This is a genomic window from Pseudomonas sp. S3_G06 (assembly GCF_054667565.1).
In genome coordinates this window covers 1,815,443-1,841,293 of the sequence record NZ_CP162738.1, presented here as the reverse complement: position 1 = coordinate 1,841,293, position 25,851 = coordinate 1,815,443, and the positions used below count along the sequence as shown (strand labels likewise).

Here is a 25,851-nt window from a genome sequence, read left to right as displayed (position 1 = left end):
TTGCACAGGTGACGATGAAAAAATGATCATCTCTGGTGAATTTGGCTGATCATCCCGCTCCACTACCGTTCGTCCGATTATCGTCAGCACCTGTCAACTCTGACAGGTGCGCTTTTCCCGCATCTACCCCCTAATCACTCCATCGCCCCCACCCCAGGCAGGAGTGCCCACCATGCTCATCCAACCACGCAAAGAAATCTCTGTACTGTCCCTGCTCGACCCGGAAGTCCCTGAAGGCCGGTTGCTGGATGACGGCACGTGGGGCATCAACTTCGCCGCCGCACGACTCAACTATCCGGACATGGGGCTCAAGACCGAGGTGCCCGCCTGGAACAACATGAGCAAAAGCGATAACTGCAAGTTGTATCTGGGCACCACCATGGTCGCGCAAAAGACCATCACCGAAGACATCGAAGTGGACAAGCATGTCACCCTGTTCGTCCCGCCCGAGGGCTTGCTCAGCGGCGACTGGGAGCTGTCCTACCTGATTACGCGTTACGGACAAAAGCCCGAGCCGGGACCGACGATCAAGCTCTCCGTCAAACTGGAACTGCCCGCAGGTCAGGATCTTAACCCCGACTATGGGCACTCCGAACTGACCATGGCCTTCGATCCGCCGGATGTGGAGCGCGACGGTGTCGACAAGGCCACCGCCGAAGCAGGCGTACTGGTCTACGCCAAACCCAAGCCCGGCGATGGCTTGCTCTACAAGAATTGCGCCGTCGGTGACAAGCTCATTCTGGCCTGGGCCGGGAAAACCGTGATATCCGAGCCCCTCACCCAAGAACAGTTCGACGATCCAGAGGGCAATCCTTTTGCGGTTCTGGCCGACAAGGACACCATCCTCTCAGCCGGAGACTCCGACGGCGTATCGGTGAGCTACAAGATCCGCGACCGCGTGTACAACGAGTCGGAAGATTGGTGCGAGGCTGTTTCTATTGTCGTCGATACCCAAGGCTTGCGGCTGGGTGCGCCCATCCTCAAACAGGCCGACGGTCTTGTCGTGGATCTGGAGGCGCTGGGGGATGAACTGCCGCTGGTGGAGGTGTGGGCGGAGGATGTGAACATCTTCCAAAAGAACGACGAGATCTACCTCAGCGTCACCGGCACCAACGACGAAGGTAAAGAGATCAGCGAATTGGTGATCCAGCGTATTGAAACCACGCCACCGGTGAGGGTCTCTATCGCACACGACAACAGCACCCTGCGTGCCTTGGCCAAACGCACGGTGGTGTACTCCTATCATGTCCGCCGCGGCGGCGTCGTGGTCGACAACTCCAGATCCAAGTCCCGTGCCTATAGCGTTATCGGTGAACCGACCCGCCTGGCCGCGCCGATCGCGATCGACCAGATCAGTGGCGCGCTCGACCCTGACGCGCCCCAATACCGCATCCGCATCCCCTACGATCCACTGATCACACCGGACAATGCCATCGAACTGAAATGGTTCGGCACCCGGTCCGACCTGTCGACTTACGACCCGGAACTGGAGTGGTATTTCCCCACCGAAGACGAGGCCAATGATCCCGAAGGCTTCATCGTCACCGCCCCCGGCGAACACGGCAAAACACTGGAGGGCGGCACACTGGATCTGTCGTACAACCTGCTGACCGACGAAAACGGCACCATCACCCGTCGCGCGTCGCTGCATGCCTCGCTGCTCAACGTCGGCGAGCCGCAATTCGAGCTGGTCAAACCCATCGTGCTGGGTGAGAAGGATGGCGGTCTCGAGCCCGCAGACTTGCCCAATGGCAGGGGCGAGGTCAAATGCCCGAATCCGATAAATGATCCGACCAAAAGCAAGGATGAAGTGCATTGGGAGCTATACGACGCCGACGGCGTATTGATATTTACAAACAAGCAAGTGGTCAACGCCCTTAACGCCGGCCAAGACATCAAATTTCCACTCGACGAAGCATTCGTGGCCAAACATTTCGAAGCCCGGCGCGGTGAAAAACTGGAGGCCAAATACTTCATCAAGCGCTTCGAAACCGGCAAGACCAATCATTCCAATCCATTAGCCTTTGTTATTGGAACAGCACAGCAACAACTCCCGCCAGGCGAAGTGATTGAAGCCATCGAGGATGTGCTTGATGTGGCGGATGCAGCGAACGGTGCTACCGCTGAATTCGCCGCCAATGACGCTGAAAACGCGGGTCATCACTATTACATCAAGTGGACCACCGCAGACGGCAAAGTCGAGCATCCTGATGACAGGCTCATTACCTCAGCCAACAAAGGCAAGCCGGTAAAATTCACTATCCCAGCCAACATCGTCAAGGACAGTGTAGGGAAAGATGTCACCTTGAGCTATTACGTCGAGCTGCTCGATGGCGCTAAACAGCCGGGCGAAGATTACGTGTTGAGCGTGGTACAGAATGCCTTCAGGCTGCCAGCCGCCACGTTCAAGGAAGCGAGCGGCACGGAGAAAAACCTCTTGAACCCGGACGATGTCCTGGGCGGCGCGACGGTGGTGATTGCTGCCGATGCGCTGTTGAAAGAAGACGATAAGGTGATCGTGAGTTTCGAAGGGCTGACAACCACTGTCTATCCGCACCTCGTCACAGCAGCGCAAGCGGGGAAAGAGCTGTCACTGATCAAGGTCCTGCACGCAGAAATCGTCAAGTGTGACGGCAAGACTGTCGGACTGAAGTACACCGTCGAGCGCAAGGCGGGCGGGACCGATGGCCCATCCAGCTCGACCGCCTACGAGGTGCGCAAGGTGATCGGCAGCGGTAAGTTGCTGGTCATGGGCGCCCGTTACGCTCGCGGTGTTTTTCGCGAGTCGAGCGCCAGTCGATTGATTTCAGCGTTCAATGCCACGACGCTGCTGCCTGTTCAGGCTGAGTGGAAATATTCTGACGAGACTACCTGGACGACCGCGGCGACGTGGACCGACACCGCCCCGGAAAAATCCTTGCAGGTTCGCACGGGCGACGACCAGATCACGCTCACCCGCTTGAACATATTTGGCAGCGGTGGCGAAGGCACAGTGGCCAACGACGGGGCGTTCGTCGCGCTTCGAGACAAGAACAATGTCGCGGGCTGGGGCAATCCGTTGTACGGCGCGAAGATCCCGGCCACGTTTCAGACTTTTACCGACATCGTGTCGGTTGCCTGCTCCGGCAGCTCCTATGCAGCTATACGTTCAAATAACTTTACAGTCGCCTGGCCGGGCACTGCGGGCCAGGGTGGCGAAATGACCGGAATCGATGCACAGAACTTCGTCCAGCTGGCCGGCAACAGCCTGGCAATCGCTGGCAGGAAAGCCAATGGTACCGCCCATGCGTGGGGAGATGCGACCAATGGCGGGACGCTGACGGACGACGTCAAGGCGCTGACTGATGTGGTCGATATTATCCCCGCCGCGAAGGCGTTCGCGGCCCTGCGTGCAACCGGGCAGGTGGTTGCGTGGGGCGCTGGCGAGGCGCTTGGCAGCGTTGTTCCGCCCGACATCGGCAGCCTGACAGACATCACCCACCTGATGGGCAACGCTCATGCCTTCGTTGCGCGGCGAGCGAATGACACTGTCGTTGCATGGGGCAATCCGGCGGCAGGTGGTTTGGTACCCGATCCGATAGCGTCCCTGGGCGACATTAAACAACTGGCCTGCGCCAATGCTCAAGCGTTTACAGCGCTTCGCGCAACCCGGCAGGTCGTCGCCTGGGGCAATGCGACCTATGGAGCGGAGGTGCCAGGAGAAATTCAGTCGTTGACCGATGTCGTTTCCGTCGTCGCCAACTCGAATGCATTCGCCGCGCTGAGAGCGAGCGGGCATATCGTCGCGTGGCCGGCCGCGAATGCTGGTGGGCTGGTGCCAGACGCCATCGCCGGCAGGGATGATTTTGTGCAATTGGCAGGCTCTTCCGGAGCGTTTGCAGCGCTGTGCAAGGACGGGACCGTGGTGGCCTGGGGCAAAGCAGCCTCTGGCGGTGATGTCACTGCAATCGCCGATCAGTTGGTCAAGGTCAGGGCGATTTACGACAACCGCCGTGGTTTTACCGCGATCACGGCAGATGCAAATGTGGTGACCTGGGGTGACCCTTTGGGTGGTGGCGACAGCAGCGGCGCGCAAGACCGGCTCAAAGGCCAGGTGTCCTATTACGCCCCGACCAGCTCCTCCTGACTTTGCGTTTTTCCGCTCCTGGAATGCGGCGTTCGCAAGAGCGCCGCCGACTTGCCTGATGAGGTGATGACATGGAAAAACAAATAGCCGACACCCTGCCTTCGGTTAAAGAAGCCGTTAACGGCACGCTGGACCCGCAAAATATCCCTGCCGACGGCGCGACTGTGAAAATTGAAGCCTGGACCCCGCTCATGAAAAGCGGCGACTGGGTTTATCTCCACATAGGCGATGGCGTTGACTCCGTCGATGACGTGCCGATCGGTTTTTCTGCGGTCGACAAGGAGGTTGTCTTCGTCATCCCTGCGAATAAATTCGTCGCCGATGCCGATGAAGTCGTTCGGATTCACTACAAAGTGAAGCTGAAAGAGAGCAGCACCACGGAAAAATCAAAGACCCTGGAGCTTCTGCTCAAGAGTGCGTTTGAAGCACCGACAGTGCTCGATCTGAGCAGTGAAAACTACATAATCGCCGTCGACAAGCCGCCGGCGGTGATCCCCACGGCGGCACGCATGACGCGCAAGGCCAACTGGGGCAGCGGCACCTACAGCTACGCGAGCGACAATGTGGAAGTCGCCCGAGTCAATAAGGAAACAGGTGAGGTCACCGCGTTGACAAACGGGGTCTGCATCATCAGCGCGACCGACAGCGAAAGTCAGACCCGTGAGTACCACCTGACGGTCAAAGGTATCCGCGAAGTTCATCACCTCAGCCACAGCGCCGATTGGGATGGTCTGGAGCGTCTCTGCGCCGCGGCGCACTTGCAGCCGATCAGCCTCGAAGAAGTACGACGCCTGTGGACGCTCTATTATTTTCCGGACAAAAAGCCGGTTGCCACTTATCTGGGCTGGCGCAATTACCCGGTCTGGACAGAAACGCCCGCTGGCGCCGGAACCGCCAATACCTACAACCTGAATGGCGCATCAGAGAATGGGAATGCCGGCAGCGAGCTGAAGAGCGAGTTTTTACCGGCAGTGGGAATCTCCGAACCGCTCGCAAGATCAGCCCGCAACGAGGGGTGCTAATCATGTTCAGCAGAACTCTCAGCATTGCGTTCTCTCTGACCTTGTCGTTGTTGCTGTTGAGCAATACCGTAGTGGCCGCACCCGACATGACCGGCCCGGAGATCGCTCAATCGCTCAATCGCAGTTATCAGAAAATCACCAGACAATGTCCTGGCAATAAACCTGCCTACTATTGCAGCGGTATTATGCTGCGCGGTAGCCAGGGAGCTGCGGAGTTCTGGAAACACAGTGCTTCCGCTACGGCGCTTGGCGCTGAAGGAATGCATTATTTGCGCGCCGATCTCGATACGCGCACCCTCCCGCAAAATTACGGCGCGGTGTTCAGCGATCAATTCACCACCATCGGTGATGGCAAGGAGTTGAACGTGCTGTGTGTCTATCCGTTCGATTTCCCGGTGCAGAGCACACGCCCCGATTTCGGGTGTGGCTGGACGGCCGCAGCCAAACGCGTGCAAGACGTCAGTTCTTGCGCGGCGCTTGGCGTGACGGACAGTGCAAGCTGGCTTGCGCACTTCGCCGGGGAAGACAGCTTGCCTGCTGCGCAATGTTCATTGAGCAGTAACGACCCCGCGCAATTCGCGGCCAGCCTGACCGCGCATCAAGCGCTTGACGACACTTGGTCGGCGCAGCCTGTGCTGTTGAAAGTCAAAAACTGGCCAGAGCAAGCGCCCGCCCAATTGCCGTTGCTGGCGCTGTTTCACGACGTGAACCAACTCGACTCATTACTTGGCGCACAACGGGACCAGCGTGACTACTTCAAGGCCACTGACCAATGGCTGCCCATTGTGCGCATGGACCTGACGCAGCCACCGGATCAGGTGTTCGGATTTACCCAGCGAGAGCAGTTGTATACCGGCTACGAGGTGGCTGCCCGTTTGAATGCTCGATCCATCGACCCGAGAACCTCATGCGAGGGCAACAGTGCATCGTTCAACTGTGCGGGGGTGCTGGTTCGTTCAACCAGCGGCTCCACCGGCCATCACGCGTGGGACCCCAGCCCGAGCTCAACGAAGGGGAATGGCGTTTCGTTCACGTTCATTCATCCGGGCGCGAGAGTGACCCATACGTACAAGGCTCAGGGATTTATCGTTCGGGAGTCTTTTGCTCCCTCCGGCAAACCGCTGACCGTGCGTTGCCTCTACCCTTTCGATGCGAGTACGGGCGGTTCGGCAGATATCTGTAGAACTCACGGTGGTCAGTGCGAAGAGCTTGGCATTACCAGCCGGGATTCATGGGTTGCGCGTTACGCGAGTCGGCCCCTGCAATCCTGTGCGTTCAACACTGATCCGCAAAATTTTCAGTTGGCAACCACTGTACGTCCGGATGCAACCGATCCTTACGGGTGGAATGAACTGATCATGGCAGCGTGGACAGGAGAGCGTCCGGAGCAGCTCCCGCTGGAAGCAATCGCAACGTTCAATCCCTCCCGAATCGCTGGTGACCGACTGACCGGTGCGCGCTATATCCAACGCGACTATTTCAATGTCACTGGCCGGTTTCTGCCCCTGATACGCGTAGAGTTTGCAAAAGAACCCGGCTCGATCTTCAGCTATGACGTGGACGATCAGGCGCTGGGCGACACCGATACACAGGCATTGATCAATTCGGTTCCGTTCGAGCCCACTTCAATGCGTGACGACTAGGAGGATCATCGCGCGACGGCAGCAGCTGGTCGTCAACAAAACTCAGCGCCCGCACGGTGCGCACCGAGGCCCGGTTCTGTCCTCGGCGGAACAGACGGGAATCGAGCTACTGAAGTCGACATGACCGGGTGGGGTGGTGCTCAGTCATACGTTGGAAGCTTTCACTGTCAGCCCGATGACCAAAAACAGATTTCCTACAGAATCGAACTACATCCCTGATCGACTTCACGTGCATCACAAGCGAAGCGTCTGACAGATTTGAATAGTCTGTTTGGAGATGATGAGTCCCTCGTCCCGCCAGTGACGACAACGAGCCACATCCCCCTTAGACTGCTTCACATTGATCATGGAGGTCATGATGAGCGCTGAACTTTCACTTATCGTTTCAGACTTCGAAACCGAAGAAGAGGCTGCGGAATACGACCTTTGGTATCGCGCCAAGGTACAAGCCGCACTTGATGATCCACGGCCGCCTATCCCCCATGATGAGGCAATGGTGCTGCTAGGTCAGATGCTGGAAGAGAGACGCAATAATCGACGCACTGCCGGTTAGCTGGAGTAAACCGGCTCTTGGAGATCTGGCTGACATCATCGAATACGTAGAACAACGCAACACTGTCGCTTCAGTTGCACTGCACCAAAAGCTCAGCGCCGCAGCGCGAAGGCTTTCCTGGATACCGCATGGTTTCCGCTCCGGCCGAATACCGGGCACTCGCGAAATGGTCATTAACTCGAATTATTTACCGGTCTATCGGGTGACAGACCACATTAAAATTCTGACCGTGTTGCACGCCCGTAAAAAATATCCATAACCACTTATAAAAAAAGGCGGCCAACCGGCCGCCCAAACGTACTGCACGAGAGTTCTTTACAGCGTCAGCTGCCCACGCTCCTCCTCGGTCAGCTGCTGTTTCGCCTGTTCATCCAACGCCCCGGCGCCCAGCACCTGCACCGGGCTGTCCGGGTTATAACCGGTCGCCGGCGCGCGACTGGCACCATCGCGCGACGGCGCCAGTTGCTCGTTGCCGAAACTGAGCACCTGCACAGTGAACACCGAAGCCTGGTTCTGCCGCGCCGCTGCCTGTTGCTGCCGGGCGACGTCTTCCGCCGCTTGCGTAGCGGAGGATGCCGCCGAACTCGCCGAGGTAATCGCGCCGGTGTTCACCGCCGACACCACCGGCACGCCGGTTGCCTTGCCCTGCACCGAAATGTTCGCGGCGTTGACCACCGTCAGCGCGGCGATGTTGACGTTGCCTGATACGCGAATCCCCGCCTCGCCGGCATCGATGGTGCCCAGTGGCGCGATCAGGTCGATGTTGCCCGGCGCCACTTCGGCGATCGGGTTGAGCGTGGCGATACCGGCGCCGGTGCTCGGCACCGACGGCGATAGCGTGACGTTGCCCCAGCTGTCGTAGACACGTTTTGGCGGCGTGTAGACCACGGTGGTTTTCGAGCCGCGACCGGCGTTGATATCGCCCTCGGCGGACCAGCCGAGAATCGAGCCGCCGAACGTGGTCATGATCCGGCTCTGGCCGAGCAGAATGCTGCCTTGCGAGTACAGCTGAATGTCGCCCGAGCCTTGGGTGATGATCCCTGCCGTCGACGGTGGCGCCGCGCCTTCGATTCCGAAAACCTGGCCACCGCCCGGTGTGAGCATCTGGATATCGCCGCCAAACAGCGTCTTGACTCCGGCGCCGCCGTACAACGTGATATCGCCGTCGTAGCGAATCGGATTGCCGGCGACATCAGTGGTCGGGAACAGCGCCGCAATGGCGTTGCGACCGCGCAGGTAACTGCCAGTGCGCGGGCCGTCGGCATCGGTGTATTCCAGGCCGCCGGCGCGCAATTCGGCGAAGTACACCTGGCGGGCGAAGATCGCCTGTTCGGTACTCGGCAGTGCGGCGAAGAAGGCTTGCGCCTGTTCGGCGCTACCCTTGAAGCCATAACCCAAGCTCAGCCAGCTCTGCAATTCATCGACATAGGTCTTGACCACTTTGCCCGGTTGTCCACTCAGGGCCACAGCCGAATTCGCAACGTTTTGCGGGTTCAGATAACGCGCGATGAAGCGCGAATAGTCCGGCCCCTGCGCGCCGGCGCCCGCTTGCAGCACGATGCTCGCCCCGGGGCGATGATCCCCTGCCACGACAGGGCCAAGGCTGGTGATGCTGGCGCGATCTTCCATCAGGATATTGCGCCCGGCATTGACGTCCAGAACACCCGGGCCGGCAATGTCGAAGCTGCTGTAGAGAATGTCTCGCCCGGCCGAAACCCGCGAAATGTCGCGCGCATCGTTATGCACGAACAGATTGCCGGTAGACGCGATCTGTTCGTTATTGCGACTCATGCCCCCAACGGGCGCAAACGTGGGTTGCCCCAAATTGGTACCGGACGCCACGATGTCACGCCCCGCCACCATCCACACCGGGCCTGCCGATTCATACCAGGTGCGCTTCGTGGTCGCGAACGCCAGCGTTTCGCCCGTGCGAATTCCTACCAGGTCACCGGTCAGTGCATAGAAGCGCGCCGGCCCCTGAACACTGCTCAACCCCGAGTAGCTATCGGGACCAAAGGCAAACAGTGGATAGCGCGAATTGGTTTGCGCCAGCACACCATCGCTGCCGGCGTTGGTCGTGATCGGCCGAGCGGACTGGTTGTTGCCGTAGCCATTGAACGCGGGTGCAAACGGTGTGGCGAGCGCCGCCGGGCTGGCCCCTGACTGGTTGATGGCGTAGCCGCCGGCATAGATCGAATCCCCTGCGATCAGTTCAAGCTGCCCCGCGCTGGAAGGTGCCAACAGCAATGACCAGGCCAGAGCCGGCGCCGGGTTGCCTATGCCGTAGGCCGCTGATGGTCCCGCATAAATCGAGCCCTGGCCGGCCACGGCACGCAATATCGAAGGAAAGACGAAGCGGTCATCGGTCGGTGACCCGTTAAGCCCGGCGACGGGGTCCTGTCCGGTGGTTTCCATCAACTGGGTGCTGGGCGTCAGGTTGCCGCCGGCCGAGAACAAATCGATGGCCGTGTGATCGGTCCACAGCGAGAAACCACTCAAACCGCCACCGGCATGGTAAATGCCATCGGCCGTGGTAAACGGTGTGGAGTTCTGCAACCTCACGCGGCCCGGATCGGCGGCGCCACCCAACACCAGATCGCCGCGGGTGTTGAGGCGCATGCCGGAGTCACCGGGAATCAGCACCAGCCCACCACTGGCATTACTGGCCGTCGAGTTGAACGGGTCGAAGGCGCGCGTTTCCCGTGGGTCATGAAACAGCGCCGAGGCGCCGTACTGCAGATTGATACCGCCCAACGCGGCGCCCGTCAGTTGCGCCGCACCGCGCAGGTTGATGAGCGCGCCCTGCAAGTCGTGCGTCGGCGTGCCGGTACCCGCCAGGCCGGCACGTGCCTGCAGAGACGGATTAAGGATACCGCCCAGACGAATATCCAGGTCTCCGCCACCGGTCAGTTGCAGGTTCCCGTCACTGTCCACGCGGCCCGTACTGCCGACAGCCACGATCAACCCCTGACTGCGGGGGTACGACGCATACCTGTCGTCGCCCATGGCCTTGAGCATGCCAGCATCCCCGCCGGCGCTCAGACTGATGTTGCCGCCGCCCAGCGTACCGAATCCGGTAAAGCCCACCAGATAAGGTCTGGTTTCCTCGCCCAGCGCTGGCAATGGCTGCGCAGCGTAGCTGCCGAAATTGATCCACCAGGCAGTCGGTACTTCGTTGTTGCCGGTGCCCTGGCGCCAGAGCCAATTGCCCACCGCCACACTCGGCACCTGCTCCCGCGTACCGTCGCCCGTGGCGACCGGGCGACGGCCAAGCACGTCACCCGACACAGACCCGCCGGCATTGATCGTCAGGTTACCGCCCATCTGCGGATACCAGGCCTGATAGAGGCTGGCACTGCCGCCATCGACCCATTTTTCGTAATCGCTGCCAGCGCTGCCCAATACCGAGCCATCAGCCGACAGCCTTCCGCGGGGCTGGTTATAACGCGCGTCGACGTCTGCCGATTGGGTGCCGGCGGTGTACACGCCGAAAGGTGAGGCCATGCTCAGGTTACCGGCCGCCATCAAATCCAGGTCGCCGGTGCCAGTACGCAAAACGCTGAACATCTGCGTGTGGGCCTGGGCGCTCTTGCTCGGATTGTTTTCAATACACAGTGCCGGGTCGATGGAGCACCAGAACAATTCGTCATCGTTCATCGGTGTGTAATCCGGCATGCCCATCCAGTTGCCAGGCGCCCACACACTGCGCGCCATGGGCGCGCACGAACCGGGAGCGATATCACAGAGCACAAGGTATTCCTCGGGAACCGGTTCGTACGGTGTAAAGCCATACTCGTTATCCACCGCCCAGACCAGTTTGCCGGCCACCTCGATCATGCTCACACCATAGTGAGTGTCGGCCATCTGCAAGTTGCCGACGCTGGCTTGAGGTTTCACGCTACGGCTGTCGGCCGCGCTCAGATCGGCCCCTGCCACCATGCGCATCGACCACGACGCACTGCCCGCCGGCAGCATGCTGGCGATCGCCCAGTTACGACCTTGCTGATTGCCATTGGCAGGACGCAGGTCGAGCAATACCGTGCCATCGGCGAGCTTCACGTTGGTCATGGAGGGGATCAGCGAACCCCGCAACAGCGCCAACGTTCCGTTCAACACAACACCCACCGTTTTATTGTCGGCATCAACCGCACCCGGCAGCGGCACGCCTTTGGGCCAGAGCAGGGCCTGCAGTGCGGTGGCGTTGTTCAAGCGAATACCTGCACCCAAACGACTGCCGGTCGGCAGGGTCACAGCGTTGTCGAGCAACGTACCGGCGGCATACATCAGGTTACCCGCCGCGTCATGCACATCGCCGGCCAGCACCGTCCCACCCTGTAACACGTAAGGTGCGGCCAAACTGCTCTGAAGCGGCAACACCGTGCCCGCAGCCAGTGTGGCGGCTTGAATCGGCAGGTCGTAATTCAAGGTGGCGCCAACCGGAAAGAGCGTCCCCTCGGCAAGGCTGACACCACTGCCCGGTACGATCAGGTCACCGCCGAAAGGCTGTATCCCCGGCAACAGTTTCCAGCCGGCGTCGTCCACGGTTTCCGGCGGCGGTGCGAAACCGTCGTTGATGCTGCCGTAGATATCGAGGTTGCCACCGGCACGGATCAACAGGCTGCCCGCTTCCCCGCTGCCATACACCGAGGTCCGGCGAGTGTGCGGGTTGAGGCTGGCGTAACGGTAGCCGGACAAGTCGAGATCGCCCTGCACCACCAGATCGCCGTCAGCGGTTTTGCTGACGATTTCCACCCCCGGGCGCAGATGAAACGCATCGGCATAGGTCGCATTGTTGAGGCCGGCCAGTTTGCGTTGCAGCAGATCACTGTTACCCAGCGCCGCATCGATAAAGCCGCTGCTGTCTGAGTGAATGCGATCCAGGTAGGCTTGATCGATCACTTGATACGGGCGACCGCTGGCCGCCGGATCGGTGCCATCGGCAGCATCACTGTAACTTCGCACGGCATTCAGCCCGATGGAGCGGGCACCTTGAATACTCAATGTACCGCTGGCATCCACCGCAATGTCACCGCCGCCCAGGCGCGGTGCATTCAGCTCCAGCGTCCCACGCAACACGTCATCGCGTTGTCCCGCCTGGTTTCCAGGCACTGCATCGGTGCCGTGACGCAGATCAATCCGTGCACCAGCGGCCAGCGTCAGCACGCCGTCACCTGAATTGAGTTCAACCATGGCGCGGTTCGGTGCGTCGATGATTTTGCCGTAGCTGTCGACGCGCAGTACGCGGCCATGGGCATCGAGCAGCGCGTTGCCCGTCAGGCTCAAACCGTTTTTGCCGGCAAGGCGAATGCTGCCGACCCGTTCACCACTGGCATCGATCACCCCGTCCACGGTCAGGTTGCCGTTGTCCACCGAGACATTGACTTCGCCCGCTTTGAGTTCGTTACCGATACGCAGATTGCCCTGCTTGAACTGGAAGCTTCGACTGCCCACTACCCCGCCAGCATTCAAGCGCAGGTTTAGGCTGGCAAAGGCCTCGCTCAAATCACCCGCCAGGCGCTGGGCGCGAATGTCCACGCCACCGGCCTTGTACGGCACCCACGTACCGCCCGCGTCGTAATAGCCACTGCTGCTGCCGACAATCTGCCCTTGCAGATCAACCTGTCCGGCGTCAGTGGCCAGGGCCACAACGCTCAATTGGCCGGCCTGATTGTTGACGGCGGACAGATCGATTCGCGAGCCCGCCGACTGACGAATATTGCCGTTGTTGCTCTGCAACGACACGTCGCCGCCCCAGCTGTATTTCTGCACATCATTGAACGGCAGAACCCGGCCCGCCATATCCACCTGCGCGCCGCTGCCAAGCAGCAGATCATCCTCGGCATTGACCAGCAGCTTGCCGCTGGCGAGGACGATGCGACTGTCGAGCACAACACTGCGTGCCGTCAGGCTCAGTTGCGCACCGAGGGCATCCGCGGCAGCCGTTGTGGCGCTACCACTCAGCGTCAGGTTGTTGCCCGCCTTGAGTTCACTGACCGAGGCGGCCTCGCCGGTCAGCAATGGCGTGCGCAGATTGAGATTGCCGCCGCTGTACCTGAACCCCTTGACCGCGTCATAAGCTCCTTGGGATTCGTACACCGCCAGACTGCCCTTGTGGTTGGCGGTGATGCGCTCGCTGGCGTTGAAGTTGACGTTGGCAAACCCCAGGGCCAGTCGGTTATTGCGATCCAGGCCATTGGGCTGCGGGTTCGGGCCATAACCCAATTCGATCCGCTGCGCCTGAATATCCAGCGTGCCGTGCCCGTTGCCGGCGCCGTCGTTGACCACCGTACCCGGGGCCTGAGTCGCCCCGTTCCAGATCAGATTGCGGGTGCGGATCGTCGCGACATCGGTGGCAGCGCCCGAGCCGTAGATGGCCGGGCTACCCAACACCAGATTCTGCAAACGGCTCTGGCCGGTCTGCGGATCAATGGTGTCGAGGGTCACGCTGCCGAAGAAGTTGAACGCATCGCGGGCCACCAGACTCAGGGTTTCCAGCGCGGGGGCGCCAGATTGCGTGTCGCCCTGCAACAGGCGATCCAGCACGTTCTGGTTAAGCATCAGGCCTGCGGGTGTGCGGCCGCTGGCTGCGGCCAGTGCTTGCGGACTGCCGGCATTGACCACACCGACCGAAAGCCCGAGTTGGCGAGTGCCAAAGCGCACGCTTTCGCCCAGTTCGAAGTCTTTGTCAGTGGCGGCGATGATGCTGCCGTTGGAGTACAGCAACGCCGCAGCGGTGCAATCGGCCGTCGGACAGTTGCCGATACGAATGCTCCCGCCCCCGCCATCGGTGGGCGCAAGCACCGGCGTCCAGCCGTTGGACACCACCAGCAGGCTGGAGCGCCCCGGTTCGTAGACGAAACCGGCTGCGGCATCATACGGAACGTTACCTCGCCCCAAGGTATTGACGCCCGCTCCCGCATCGATGGTGATGCCGCCATTGGCGCTGTTACTGCTCAGCACAACCTCTGGCGCCGAGAGGATCGCGCCCTCGCGCAGACGAATCGCCGAGGTATTGCCGATCACCTTGATCGAGCCGCCCTCCGCACCGTAATACACGGTTGGGGTGCCACCAATGGTCAAACGTCCGGCATTCAAGCGGTTGAGGGTGTCGGCGTACAGCGATACACCGTCGAACCCTGGCGTTCGCGTATGCCCGGCACCGAGAATTTCAAACTCTGCGCCGGTATAACCGCCCTGAACGACCGCCGTACCAATGACCCCGCCGCTGGCAGGTTTGAACAGCACCTGCCCGTTGAAGTCCAGGGCTGAGTCGTGCTCGCCGCCACTGACCATGCGCAGGTGCAGCGTGTTGCCGTCCAGCGGTGTGCGGGCGCGCGGCAGACCGCGGCGGGCAGCATCGTTGAGCACAAATTGGCTGAACCCGGTTTCGTTGTACTGTGAATAGCGCCGCAGCACATCGGCAGACGTCACGATGACCTGGCTGGGCAAACTGTCGCGTATACCGGTGTTGGCAATCGACAGCTGTCCGGCAGTGGTCCACGAGCCATTGCGCAACTTCAACGCACTGTCCATCGACCCCGCAATCGCTTGACCATTGATTTCGACCCGGAAGGCGCCCGGTAACAAGGCAAAGGTCGATGGCAACAAGGTGTAGGTGCCGGGTGCCAGTCCGGCAACGCCGGTCCCGAGAGTGATCTGCTGGCCGATACGCGGGTCGACCGCGCCGGCCTCGGCCAGCATCGGCGCATAGCGGCTCTGGTCACCGGCCACGATTGCATACACGGGGTTGTTGGCCAGCCCCGGCAAACTGAAGGTGCCATCGGTGGCATTGCGTACCAGCGGATTGAAACGCGCATCGGTGGAGCCACCTCGTCCGGAGACAAAACCGGCACCGCGCAAATCGCCGCCGCCCGAAAGGTCAATCACCGCCCCGGCCTGCACATTGGTGTATTGCGCATCAAGGATGACCCCGGAGGTCGCTCCGGCAATGCCATTCAACATCACCGACTTACCGTTGTACCGATAGTCGATACCGTCGGTGGTTCCTCCATAGGGCATGACCAGTCCGGCGGCGCTGACTGAAGTCACGCTGCCCGGCAGAAGGTGAAGTTCACGGGTTTTGACAATGACGTCATCACCCAGGGATATCAGCCCCAAAGGCGCACGAATGACGCCGCCCTGCTCGATCTGTCCCGCACTGAGTGTCAGGCTGCCGAACACCGAGTAAGGCAAAGCGGTCGGCGCCGCCCCGTGATTGCCGATACGCAACGTATGCTCCGGCACCGATCCGGCCATACTTTGATAGCCCACTCGCACCTCAGCCGAGACGCCACTGGCCGGGTAGATCTGCGCAGCCCGCATGTGCATGTCACCCGCAGTCCACAGACGGCTGCGCTGCTGTTCATCGGTTGGCGCGAGGAAGCGCAAGTCGCCCTGGCTGTCGAGCGTGACCAGACCAAAGCCACGGCGGCTGACCGCCAGCGCCGGTGCGGCCGATTGCACGAGAGTCCCTTCGGTGCCGAATGAAAGCGAGTTGCCCACGTCCAGCAGGTCCGCGCTGGCGGTGAATTGTGCGCCGGACAACTGCGCTGTCGGATTGCTCATCACCCGCGGACGCACTTTGACTTCCGAGCTCAAATAGGTGCCCAGCCCTGACAGGCGCAGGTAAGGTGCGCTGAGGTTGACCCGGGCGCTGTCACTCGCCGACTCGGCCAATGAAAGAGAACCGGCGAACAGGCTCAGGCCCTGCCCCATATGCAGGTCGACATCGCCGTCGAACGTCATCAGACCGTTGCTCAGCAGACTCACGCTGTCGAAACCACCGCTCATCAGCTGATCGGCACTCAAGCGTGTACGCCCGTAGCGTAAAAGTGGCGAAGCCTCACCCGCTCGCAGCGGCTGCGGCAGTGCCGGCGCGGGCCCTTGGGCAATGATCATTTCACGTGGCACGCGCACCGCATTGCTCAAGTTCGCGGGACCGTACGCCGGTGTATCCAGAGCGATCTCCAGACGCCCGCCCGCCGCACCTGCACCGCCAGCATTGGCCTGCAGACTGCCCTCGATGAACAGACCATTGTAGGAACTCAGGGTGATCCGTCCGCCATCGGTGGCCACACGAGCGGGGCCTTGCCCACCGCTATCGAGCACGGCTTGCGCACCGGACGCTTCCAGTCGCGCACCTTGGCGGACGATGACGTAAGCATCGGCAGCGGTCGCCGTGATTTTCTTCACATCAATCTCGCCACCGACAATGATCGAGCCACCCTTGCCGACCTGGCCGTAGACGCGGCCCAGCGCATCGACAGCGGTCGCTGCCCGACCGGCGACATCGATCAAGGCATGTTCACCGATCCAGATCGAACGGTTGTGCGGGGTCGGATCGGCCTCTTGCAAGGACGTCGCCACATCAATCGCGCCGAACTGCTGTTGACGGATATCGACAATACCGCCCCAGGCATTGAGTTCACCATCAAGCGTGATCTGGCCTGCCCCGCGCAAACCGATGCGCTGGCCGGGATCGACACTGATCCGTGAGCCTTCGCCAATCGACAACGGACTGCTGGCGGGATCAATCAAGCCAGCAAGCGTCGCGCCGGCCTGTAATGCGACAGAAGCGCCGGCCCTTTGCGTCAAGACGCCCTTGAGCGGGTCTTCCTGGAGTAACGCGGGCGTCCATAGCTCCAGCGCAGCGCGCGGCGACATACCGGACACAATGGTCGAGGCGGATTCGCCAAACCGATAGACCGGCATCTGCACATCGATCGCGCTTTGCGCGGCGACCTCCAGCCCCTTCAGACCGATGATGTTGTAGGCGCTGAACCCCGTGCGGAACAGCTCCGGCGTCAGGCGCAAGGTCTGTTCTTCGGCCATTTCGCCGAAAGCGCCGATCCGCACCTTGCTGGCCTGCACGGTCAAGGTGCCGCCGCCGTTCACGCCATAGCCCTGCACCTCGCCATCGAGCACCATGCGCGACAGGCCTGGCGCACTGTTGGCGCTGGATTCAAGCGTCACGTCGCCACCCTTGCCGCCACGCGTCTTGCCGTTGGCCAATACCGCACCGCCCGACGAAACATCGACCAGACTGCCACTGGCCAGCAGAATGTCGCCGGTACTGCGGATCGACACCGTCCCGCCATTGAGGTACGCCAGGCCGCCCGCGTCGTCCGGGTTACTCGACAGGTTGCGCCACAGACCGCGTGTCTGCAGCTGCACACCCTGCGCAACCGTCACTCGCGCTTGCTTGCCTGCTGAAACCTGGAGACTGGTGTCATCACGCCGATCGGTGGCGAGCTGGTTCAAAACGTTGCCCAATTGCAGGCTGCCGCCTTGCGCAATCAGATCGGCATTGACCTGCACGTCAGGGCTGAACAGGGTGATGTTGCCACCGTGATCCACCGTCACGCCTTCATTGACTTCAATCGTGTTTTTCGCCGAGATCTTCAGCGCGCCCAGCGCGAAACCATTGAGCAGCCCGGCATCGAGGAACAGTTTGCCTGCGCGTTCTGCCGCGACCGCATCGGTCAGCCCTGCGTTCGCTACGCTGGCATGCGCGCCCCCCACTTGCACCTGATCGAGCAACGGGGCGAGTTGATAGAGCAGGCCGGCACTGGCAGCGACATAAGCAGCATCGTAACTGCCAACCACCAACTGCCCTCGCCGCGCCCGGGCGGTCTGGGTCTGGGCATAGCCGTCCAGACCTGCCCGCGGTGCCTGGATTTGCCGTTCGCCCTGAAACACCTCACCCAACAGCTGGCCATCCAGCACGGCGTTGCCCGTGGCGATCACCAACTGGCCGGCATCCCGGCCAACGGTGTAACCCGCTTCCTGACGACGCGTCGGCGCGATCAGCGGGCTATAGAAATAATCCGTCTGGCCCCAGCGCTCGCTGTGACTTTCGTAACCTTTATAAAGACCGTTGTAGAGAATATCGCCCGGCGCACGCGACACTTCGTATAACCGCCCGTCCGCACCGCGCAGCCAGCTCTGGCGAATCTCGCCGCCCTGCACATCAAGCGTGCCGCCGGACACATTGATCAGCGAACCTTTTTCGCTGATCACGTCCTTTCCGGAAAACCGCACCTCACCGCCCTGCGCCATCCATTCACCAACGCCATGGCCCTGAGTGCCGAGGTATCCGCCGACCTCCAACAACCCACCGGCGGTATACCAACGGTCGGTGGCGTAACCGTTGGTGCCCGCCGGCACGAATACCAGCTCACGGACATCGACCCAGATGTCGTTACTGTTGAGCGCGCCGTTCTCGCGATTGACCGGCGCATCACGCTGCTCGTTGCCCTGGACGTTGATCTTGATGTTGTTGTTTGCCATCGCCACTTTGACGCCGAGGGCGCCGGACACGTCGATCACCGCCCCCTCGCGCAATAGACTGCGCTGTCCGGCGGCAACTGCCACCTGCCCACCGGTGGCAAGGGTGATCGAGCCGCTTTTGAATTCGACGGTGCCGCCGCTGCCGATGTCGATGCGTGACTGATCGCTGCGGATCCGGTTGTTGGCATTGACGCCGGTCAGCGCCGCCTCGCGCTGGCTGTCCAGGGCGGTGAGATCACTGCTGTCGAGCAGAATCGCACTGACGCCATTTTCGCCCAGGGTCACGCGGCCTTGGGCATCGCTGGCCGGATTGAGCAGATGCACGGTGCCGCGCGTCGCCACCGAAGTGCTCGCCAGCAGCACACCGTTTTGCATAACGTCGCGGCCAGTCAGGGTGATGTCGCCGGTGGATGCCTGGATCAGGCCGGTGTTGCTGACCTTGCCCGAGCTGTCAGCCTTGAAACCGGGAATGACCTCACTGCCGAAAGTGGTTGAATAACCATTACCGTCGGTGCCCGAGCCCTTGCGGATATGGAAACGGTCCCCCGCACCCAGCACCGTCTGACCTTTGGCCGTACTGATCGAGCCGTCGTTCTGCACGTCCTGGCCGAGCAGCAAGGTATAGCCGCCGGCGTCGGTGGAGAGCGCAGGTTGATGCGTTTGTATGGCTGCGCCACGCTCCACCAGGACTTTGCCAGCAGCGTCGGTAAAGGTTGGCTGACTGCCGGTGCTGTCGAAATACAGGCCCCGATCGCGAAATTGTGCATCGGTCATGTTCGCGGCTGCCGCTACCAGATTTCGCACATTGACCTGGCTGCCACCGCTGAAGACGATGCCGTTGCGGTTGATCAGCATCACCGTGCCGTCCGCTTTGATCTGCCCCTGAATCTGGCTGGCCCGTGCGCTCGGATCGTTGACGCGATTGAGCACCGCCCAGTTGGCCTGCTGGGCAAATTCCACTGTGGTATTGCGGCCGACGTTGAACGTTTCCCAATTGAGAATCGCCTTGTCGGCGGTCTGCTCGATCTTCACCGTGGTCTTGCCGTCGGCCTGGGTCTGTTGCGGGCCTTTGGCGTTCATCCAGCCCTGGCTCAGGCTGTTATCGACCTTCAGGCCGCCCTCGCCCAATCCGTCCGGAACCACTTGCACACTGCCCAATGCGGCGGCACGTCCAGCGGCTTGTGCGGCCTGCTGAGCGGCAATCGCTGCCACGGTGTTATTGAGCGTCTGCAAAGAGCGCTGCAACTGCTGGCTGGCCCGTTGCTGCTGTGCCAGCGGTGGGGTCATCCCCGGCAGACCGTTCCCACCCGGACGTGACGCCGAAGCCTGCTGCGCTGCGCCCTTCGCGGCAAACCAGGTGGAACTGAACGCTGTCGCCGCCTCGGCACTGCCCGCCACCAGACACAAGGCGACGGCTTGCGCCAATGGCTTGAGCAGCCACTGTGCGGGATCGCCCGCGCCACGTTTGATCGGTCGGATACGGTTACTGTGACGGGAGGTGCGAGCAAGCATCACTACAGGTCCTTTTGGGTGGCAGGTCGGATCAGCCCTGCTGTTACGACATAGGCAGTTGGCGAGCCTCACGACCGAACGGATGTCACACAAACTTCATGATCAAGGAGTAAATCGGCAAAAAAAAACAGCAGCCCGAAGGCTGCTGCCGTTTCATTGCAGTTGAGACAAGGCTTACAAAGGACGACCAATGCCGTTGCAGGCGTTGGCGTTGTTGATGTCCAGGTTATTGCCCGAGGTGTTGGTGATGAAGTTGGCGGTCACAGCGGTTTTCCAGTTGTTGGGAACCGGCGTGAAGCTGTGAGCGACGGTGGCGACGTTGTTGCCCGGGTTGCTGTAGTGGGTGGTCAGGAAGTTGCGCACGGCGGTGGCCACGGCTGCATCTTTGTAGCACTGGCCGAAGATGAAGTTGGTGTAAGCCACAATCGGGTAACCGCTTGCCGGGTTAGGCACGACCGGGGCCCAGCCAGCCGGGTTGGCAGGTGCGCTTGGCACCGGTGCAGTGCTCAGCGCCAGCGTCACGTTAGCGTTGGTTGGCTGGACCCCATTGACGCGGGCAACCACAGCGTTGCTGGTGGCGTTCACGCCGTCCGGACCCACATAGCCGATCGAACCGTCCACGGCGTTCACCGCAGTGGCCACATCAGCGGTGTTGGCTACGCCGACCCAAGTCGATGGCAGCGCGGAACCGGCCGGCAGACGAGCGTTGGTGAAGGTGGAGTTGACGGCGAATTTGGTCGGGCAGATCGAGTTCAGGTGACGGCTGAGGATTTCGGTGGTGCCGCTCGAAGTGCTGCGATAAACCACGCGGATTGCGGTGGTGTCGGCGGTACCCAACAGCGCGCCCCAGGTAGTCTTGGTGCCCGACAACGCGTCGCACAACTGAGCGCTGGTCAGGTTAAGCGCGGTCTGACCGGATTTTTTGTACGGAATGGCAACCGAAGTGGCCACCGATGGCAGCTGGATCAACGGGCCGTACGAAGCACCGAAGTTGGTGGTGTAGGTGCTGAGTTCCGTAGCGCTGAGGATCGAGTCGCTGGCGGCGAAGTGCACAGTACCGGTGGTGCTGAACTGGGCAGCGTTGTTGGTCAGGAAAGCGCTTTTGCCGATGCCGCTACCGGTCACGGCGTAGCTGAAGTTGGCAGGCAGGATGCTGTTGGCAGAACCTTTGTACAGTGCGGCAGGCAGGGAAGCACCACCACCGGTTACGGCCATGGCCTGGGCGGAAGCCAGAGCGGCGACGGTCAGTGAGGCGGCGATCAGAGTGCGCTTGAACATGAAGAATCTCCTTTTCAACTTGGTTTGGAACACAGGTTTCGGAAGGCTTGCATGACACCGGGAGGGTCCACCGCAGTGGAGCCGCAGGAAGAAATTCGCAGCTTCCGGTGACAGATAAAGGAAAAAACCTCGGGAGCTGCGCGGGGATTTTGGTGCGGATTTCTCGGGTGTTTGCGGTGGGTTGCGGTGCGTCTGGATCGGGGGTTTGACTGAATCGGGCTGGAGCCGTTAGCGGGTGGTTGCAGATGACAGAATGGAGAACCCGAGGATGATGGGATCGGGACTCGGGTGAGGGTCAGGCCGGTGCAAAATATTTGAGTTTTGTGTTGTCGTGACTGGCGCTTTCGCGAGCAGGCTCGCTCCCACAGTTGAAATGCGTTCCTCTGTGGGAGCGAGCCTGCTCGCGAAGAGGCCAGCCCGGCCAACATCAAAAGCGGCTACTGCACCAACTGGTTGATCTCAATAATCGGCAACAACACCGCCATCACAATCACCAGCACCACCCCGCCCATCACCACAATCATCAGCGGCTCGAGCAAGGCGGTCATGCCCATCGCCCGCCGTTCGATATCCCGCGATAGCGTCTGCGCCGCACGCTCAAGCATCGGCGGCAGCGAGCCGGTTTTCTCGCCGCTGGCGATCAGGTGAATCAGCACCGGCGGGAAGACATTCTCCACCCGCAGCGCGGCGGCGAGGTTGACGCCTTCGCGCACCTTTGCCGTGGCCTCGCTGACGCTCAGGCTCAAGCGGTCGTTGGACAAGGTCTGCCGCGCCGCTTCCAATGCACGCAACAACGGCACGCCGGCACCGCCGAGGATCGCCAGCGTGGAGGCGAATCGCGCGGTGTTCAATCCCAGGATAAAACGCCCGAACAGCGGCAACTTCAGCACCCGGTGATGCCAGCTCAAGCGCGCCGCCGGATTGCGCAAATACAAACGCCAACTCCAGAACGCCCCGGCCATCAGCGCCGCACACAACCAACCCCACGCGCGAATGAAATCACTGGCGGTGAGCATCGCCAGGGTCAACCCCGGCAAATCCTGCCGCGCTTGAGAGAACGCGCTGACCACCTGCGGCACCACGTAGCTGAGCAGGAAAATCACAATGCCGATCGACACCAACCCGACCACGCCCGGATAGATGAACGCGGTAAGAATCTTGCCGCGCAGGTTGTTGCGTTCCTCGATGTAATCGGCCAACCGTTCCATCACCTGGGCGAGATCGCCGGACTCTTCGCCAGCGGCAATCAGCGCCCGGTAAATCTCGGGAAAATCCCGTGGCCGCGACGCCAGCGATTCCGCCAGACGCATGCCGCTGCGCACATCGGCGCGCACGGCGCTGAGGGTCTGGGCGATGTGCTTTTTCTCGGCCTGCTCGACTGTGGCGCTCAGTGCTGCTTCCAATGGCAGGCTGGCGCCGAGCAGGCTCGCGAGTTGCCGCGTGGCCCAGGCGAGGTCGTTGTCGGAGAGTCTGGCGCTGAACAAACCGCCGCCACCGTGTCGGGCGACGTTGCTTTCCTCGTGCACCGACAACGCTGTCAGGCCACGTCCGCGCAAGGCACTGAACGCCGCGCTCTGGCTGTCCGCCTCAAGGTGCCCGGACTCGATTTTCCCGGTGGCATCCGCCGCTTCAAAGCGATAGCGATTCATCAGGCGTCCCGTGTCACGCGAAGGATTTCTTCCGGCGCGGTGGCACCGCTGCGAATCCAGCGCTCACCGTCCTCACGCAGGCTGAACATCCCCGCTTTCGACGCCGCCGCGCGCAGGGCCTGCTCCCCTGCCCCTTGGTGGATCAGCGTGCGGATGTTGTCGTCGATGCAGAACAATTCGTGGATGCCGGTGCGGCCGCTGTAACCGGTGTGATTGCACGCCGCGCAACCGACCGGACGCCAGGTGCCGGGCGTGGCCGGATCCTCCTGTTTGCACTGATTGCACAGGCGCCGCACCAGACGTTGCGCGAGGACGCCGAGCATGGATGACGCGAGCAAGAACGGCTCAACGCCCATGTCGATCAGGCGATTGACCGCCGACACCGCGTCGTTGGTGTGCAGCGTCGCCAGCACCAAGTGCCCGGTGAGCGAGGCCTGCACGGCGATTTGTGCGGTCTCGAGATCGCGGATTTCGCCGATCATGATGATGTCCGGGTCCTGGCGCAGAATCGCCCGCAGCGCGAGGGCAAAGGTCATGTCGATCTTGGCGTTGACCTGAATCTGGCTGATCCCCGGCAAATCGTATTCCACCGGATCTTCCACGGTGAGGATGTTGCTGGTGCTCGCATCCAGCCGCGCCAGCGCCGCGTAGAGGCTGGTGGTTTTGCCGCTGCCGGTCGGCCCGGTGACCAGCACGATGCCGTGGGGCTGGCGGATCAAATGGTCCAGTTTGGCCAACACCTGCGCATCCATGCCCAAGGTTTCCAGATGCAAGCGCCCGGCCTGTTTGTCGAGCAGGCGCATCACCACCCGTTCGCCATGGCCGGTGGGCACCGTCGACACCCGAATATCGATCGGCCGGCCGGCTACACGCAAGGCGATACGACCGTCTTGGGGCAAGCGTTTTTCGGCGATGTCGAGTTGGGCCATGATCTTGATCCGCGATACCAGCGCACCGTGCAACGCCTTGCGCGGCGAGACCACGTCGCGCAGAGTGCCGTCGACGCGGTAGCGCACCACCGAATGGGTTTCGAACGGCTCGATATGAATGTCGCTGGCTTCATCGCGCGCGGCCTGGGTGAGTAAAGCGTTGATCATGCGAATCACCGGCGCTCCATCCTGGGTGTCGAGCAGGTCGGTGATTTCCGGCATGTCCTGCATCAGCCGATCGAGATCAACCTCGTTTTCCGCAGCACCCACCACCGCCGCCGCACTGCCGGTATCGGCGTAAGCGCTGGCGAGCAAACCGTCGAGCTCGTCATCGCGCACCCGCTCGACCTGCGTCGCGCCGAACTGCCGACGCACTTCGCTGATTGACCAGCCAGGCGTTGACGGGCACACCGTCAGCACGCCATCGCGCAAAAGAATGCGCTGCGCCTTGGCCCAGGCGTAAGGCAATGCACTCATCGGCTACCCTCCTCACAATCCGCTGTGGCAATGGGATCTTCTGTGGTAATGCGATTCTCTGGGGCAATGAGATCCCTTGTGGCAATGGGATCCTCTGTGCCAATGCGATCCCGTGTGGCGAGGGGATTTATCCCCGTTGGGCTGCGCAGCAGACCCAAACCTTGAGAACCGGTTTCTACAGGCAAATCGCGTAAACCCGGTTTACGACTGCTGCGCAGCCGAGCGGGGATGAATCCCCTCGCCACAGTCATCATTCCATTCAAAACCTCCCTTCAATGGGTACCGTGGCAATGAGATCCCCTGTGGCAATGCGATCCCCTGTGGCAATGAGAACCCTTGTGGCGAGGGGATTTATCCCCGTTGGGCTGCGCAGCAGACCCAAACCTTGAGAACCGGTTTCTACAGGCAAATCCCGTGTACCGGTTTTACGACTGCTGCGCAGCCGAGCGGGGATAAATCCCCTTGCCACAATCATCATCTCAGTCAAAACCGGGTGCTCCCTTCAATCGGTGCCGTGGCAATGGGATTCCCTGTAGCAATGCGATCCCCTTTGGCAATGGGAACCTCTGTGGCGAGGGGATTTATCCCCGTTGGGCTGCGCAGCAGACCCAAACCTTGAGAACCGGTTTCTACAGGCAAATCCCGTGTACCGGTTTTACGACTGCTTCGCAGCCGAGCGGGGGTGAATCCCCTCGCCACAATCATCATCTCAGTCAAAACCGAGTGCTCCCTTCGATCGGTGCCGTGGCAATGGGATCCTCTGTGCCAATGCGATCCTCTGAGGCAATGCGATCCCCTGTGGCGAGGGGATTTATCCCCGTTGGGCTGCGAAGCAGACCCAAAACCTGAGAACCGGTTTCTCCAGGAAAATCGCATGTGCCCGGTTTACGACTGCTGCGCAGCCGAGCGGGGATAAATCCCCTCGCCACAGTCATCATCTCAGTCAAAACCGGGTGCTCCCTTCGATCGGTGCCGTGGCAATGGGATCCCCTGTGGCAATGGAATCCCTTGTGGCGAGGGGATTTATCCCCGTTGGGCTACGCAGCAGACCCAAACCTTGAGAACCGGTTTCTACAGGCAAATCCCGTGTACCGGTTTTACGACTGCTGCGCAGCCGAGCGGGGATAAATCCCCTCGCCACAGTCATCATTCCATTCAAAACCGAGTGCTCCCTTCGATCGGTGCCGTGGCAATGGGATCCTCTGTGCCAATGCGATCCTCTGAGGCAATGCGATCCCCTCGCCACAATCATCATTCCATTCAAAACCGAGTGCTCCCTTCGATCGGTGCCGTGGCAATGGGATCCTCTGTGCCAATGCGATCCTCTGAGGCAATGCGATCCCCTGTGGCGAGGGGATTTATCCCCGTTGGGC

At 61.1% G+C, this 25,851-nt stretch carries 9 protein-coding genes; 5 read left to right on the top strand and 4 right to left on the bottom strand.

What is annotated here, in order from left to right:
• Positions 1–172 precede the first annotated feature (172 nt).
• The 5 genes from AB4N47_RS08425 (at position 173) to AB4N47_RS08405 (ending at position 7,603) form a co-directional block, all read left to right on the top strand.
• Entirely contained in the window at positions 173–4,126 is a 3,954-nt protein-coding gene (locus tag AB4N47_RS08425; RefSeq protein WP_341637323.1) for an RCC1 domain-containing protein, read from the top strand.
• A 71-nt stretch (positions 4,127–4,197) separates the two neighbouring features.
• The gene (locus AB4N47_RS08420; RefSeq protein WP_341637322.1) at positions 4,198–5,148 is read left to right on the top strand and encodes a hypothetical protein; all 951 of its coding nucleotides are present in this window, start codon (positions 4,198–4,200) and stop codon (positions 5,146–5,148) included.
• Positions 5,149–5,150: 2 nt separating this feature from the next.
• Complete coding sequence (locus AB4N47_RS08415; RefSeq protein WP_341637321.1) at positions 5,151–6,791, top strand: hypothetical protein; 1,641 nt, start codon at positions 5,151–5,153, stop codon at positions 6,789–6,791.
• Positions 6,792–7,149: 358 nt separating this feature from the next.
• The gene (gene relB / locus AB4N47_RS08410; RefSeq protein WP_071172664.1) at positions 7,150–7,344 is read left to right on the top strand and encodes a type II toxin-antitoxin system RelB family antitoxin; all 195 of its coding nucleotides are present in this window, start codon (positions 7,150–7,152) and stop codon (positions 7,342–7,344) included.
• Positions 7,322–7,603, top strand: a complete 282-nt coding sequence (locus AB4N47_RS08405) for a type II toxin-antitoxin system RelE/ParE family toxin (RefSeq protein ID WP_460154571.1) — start codon at positions 7,322–7,324, stop codon at positions 7,601–7,603. The genes relB and AB4N47_RS08405 overlap by 23 nt, the downstream gene beginning before the upstream one ends.
• A gap of 56 nt (positions 7,604–7,659) precedes the next feature.
• Here the strand turns inward: AB4N47_RS08405 and AB4N47_RS08400 are convergent, their stop codons facing one another.
• From AB4N47_RS08400 to gspE, 4 genes are all read right to left on the bottom strand, one after another.
• Positions 7,660–20,145 (bottom strand): filamentous haemagglutinin family protein, encoded by a 12,486-nt coding sequence (locus tag AB4N47_RS08400; RefSeq protein ID WP_460154457.1) that lies wholly within the window; start codon positions 20,143–20,145, stop codon positions 7,660–7,662.
• A gap of 174 nt (positions 20,146–20,319) precedes the next feature.
• On the bottom strand, positions 20,320–21,423 hold the full coding sequence (locus tag AB4N47_RS08395) for a substrate-binding domain-containing protein (RefSeq protein WP_123442319.1): 1,104 nt from the start codon (positions 21,421–21,423) through the stop codon (positions 20,320–20,322).
• A 437-nt stretch (positions 21,424–21,860) separates the two neighbouring features.
• On the bottom strand, positions 21,861–23,072 hold the full coding sequence (gene gspF / locus AB4N47_RS08390) for a type II secretion system inner membrane protein GspF (RefSeq protein ID WP_041480124.1): 1,212 nt from the start codon (positions 23,070–23,072) through the stop codon (positions 21,861–21,863).
• Complete coding sequence (gene gspE, locus AB4N47_RS08385) at positions 23,072–24,478, bottom strand: type II secretion system ATPase GspE (protein WP_130927751.1); 1,407 nt, start codon at positions 24,476–24,478, stop codon at positions 23,072–23,074. Before gspE ends, gspF begins: the two co-directional genes overlap by 1 nt.
• Positions 24,479–25,851 lie beyond the last annotated feature (1,373 nt).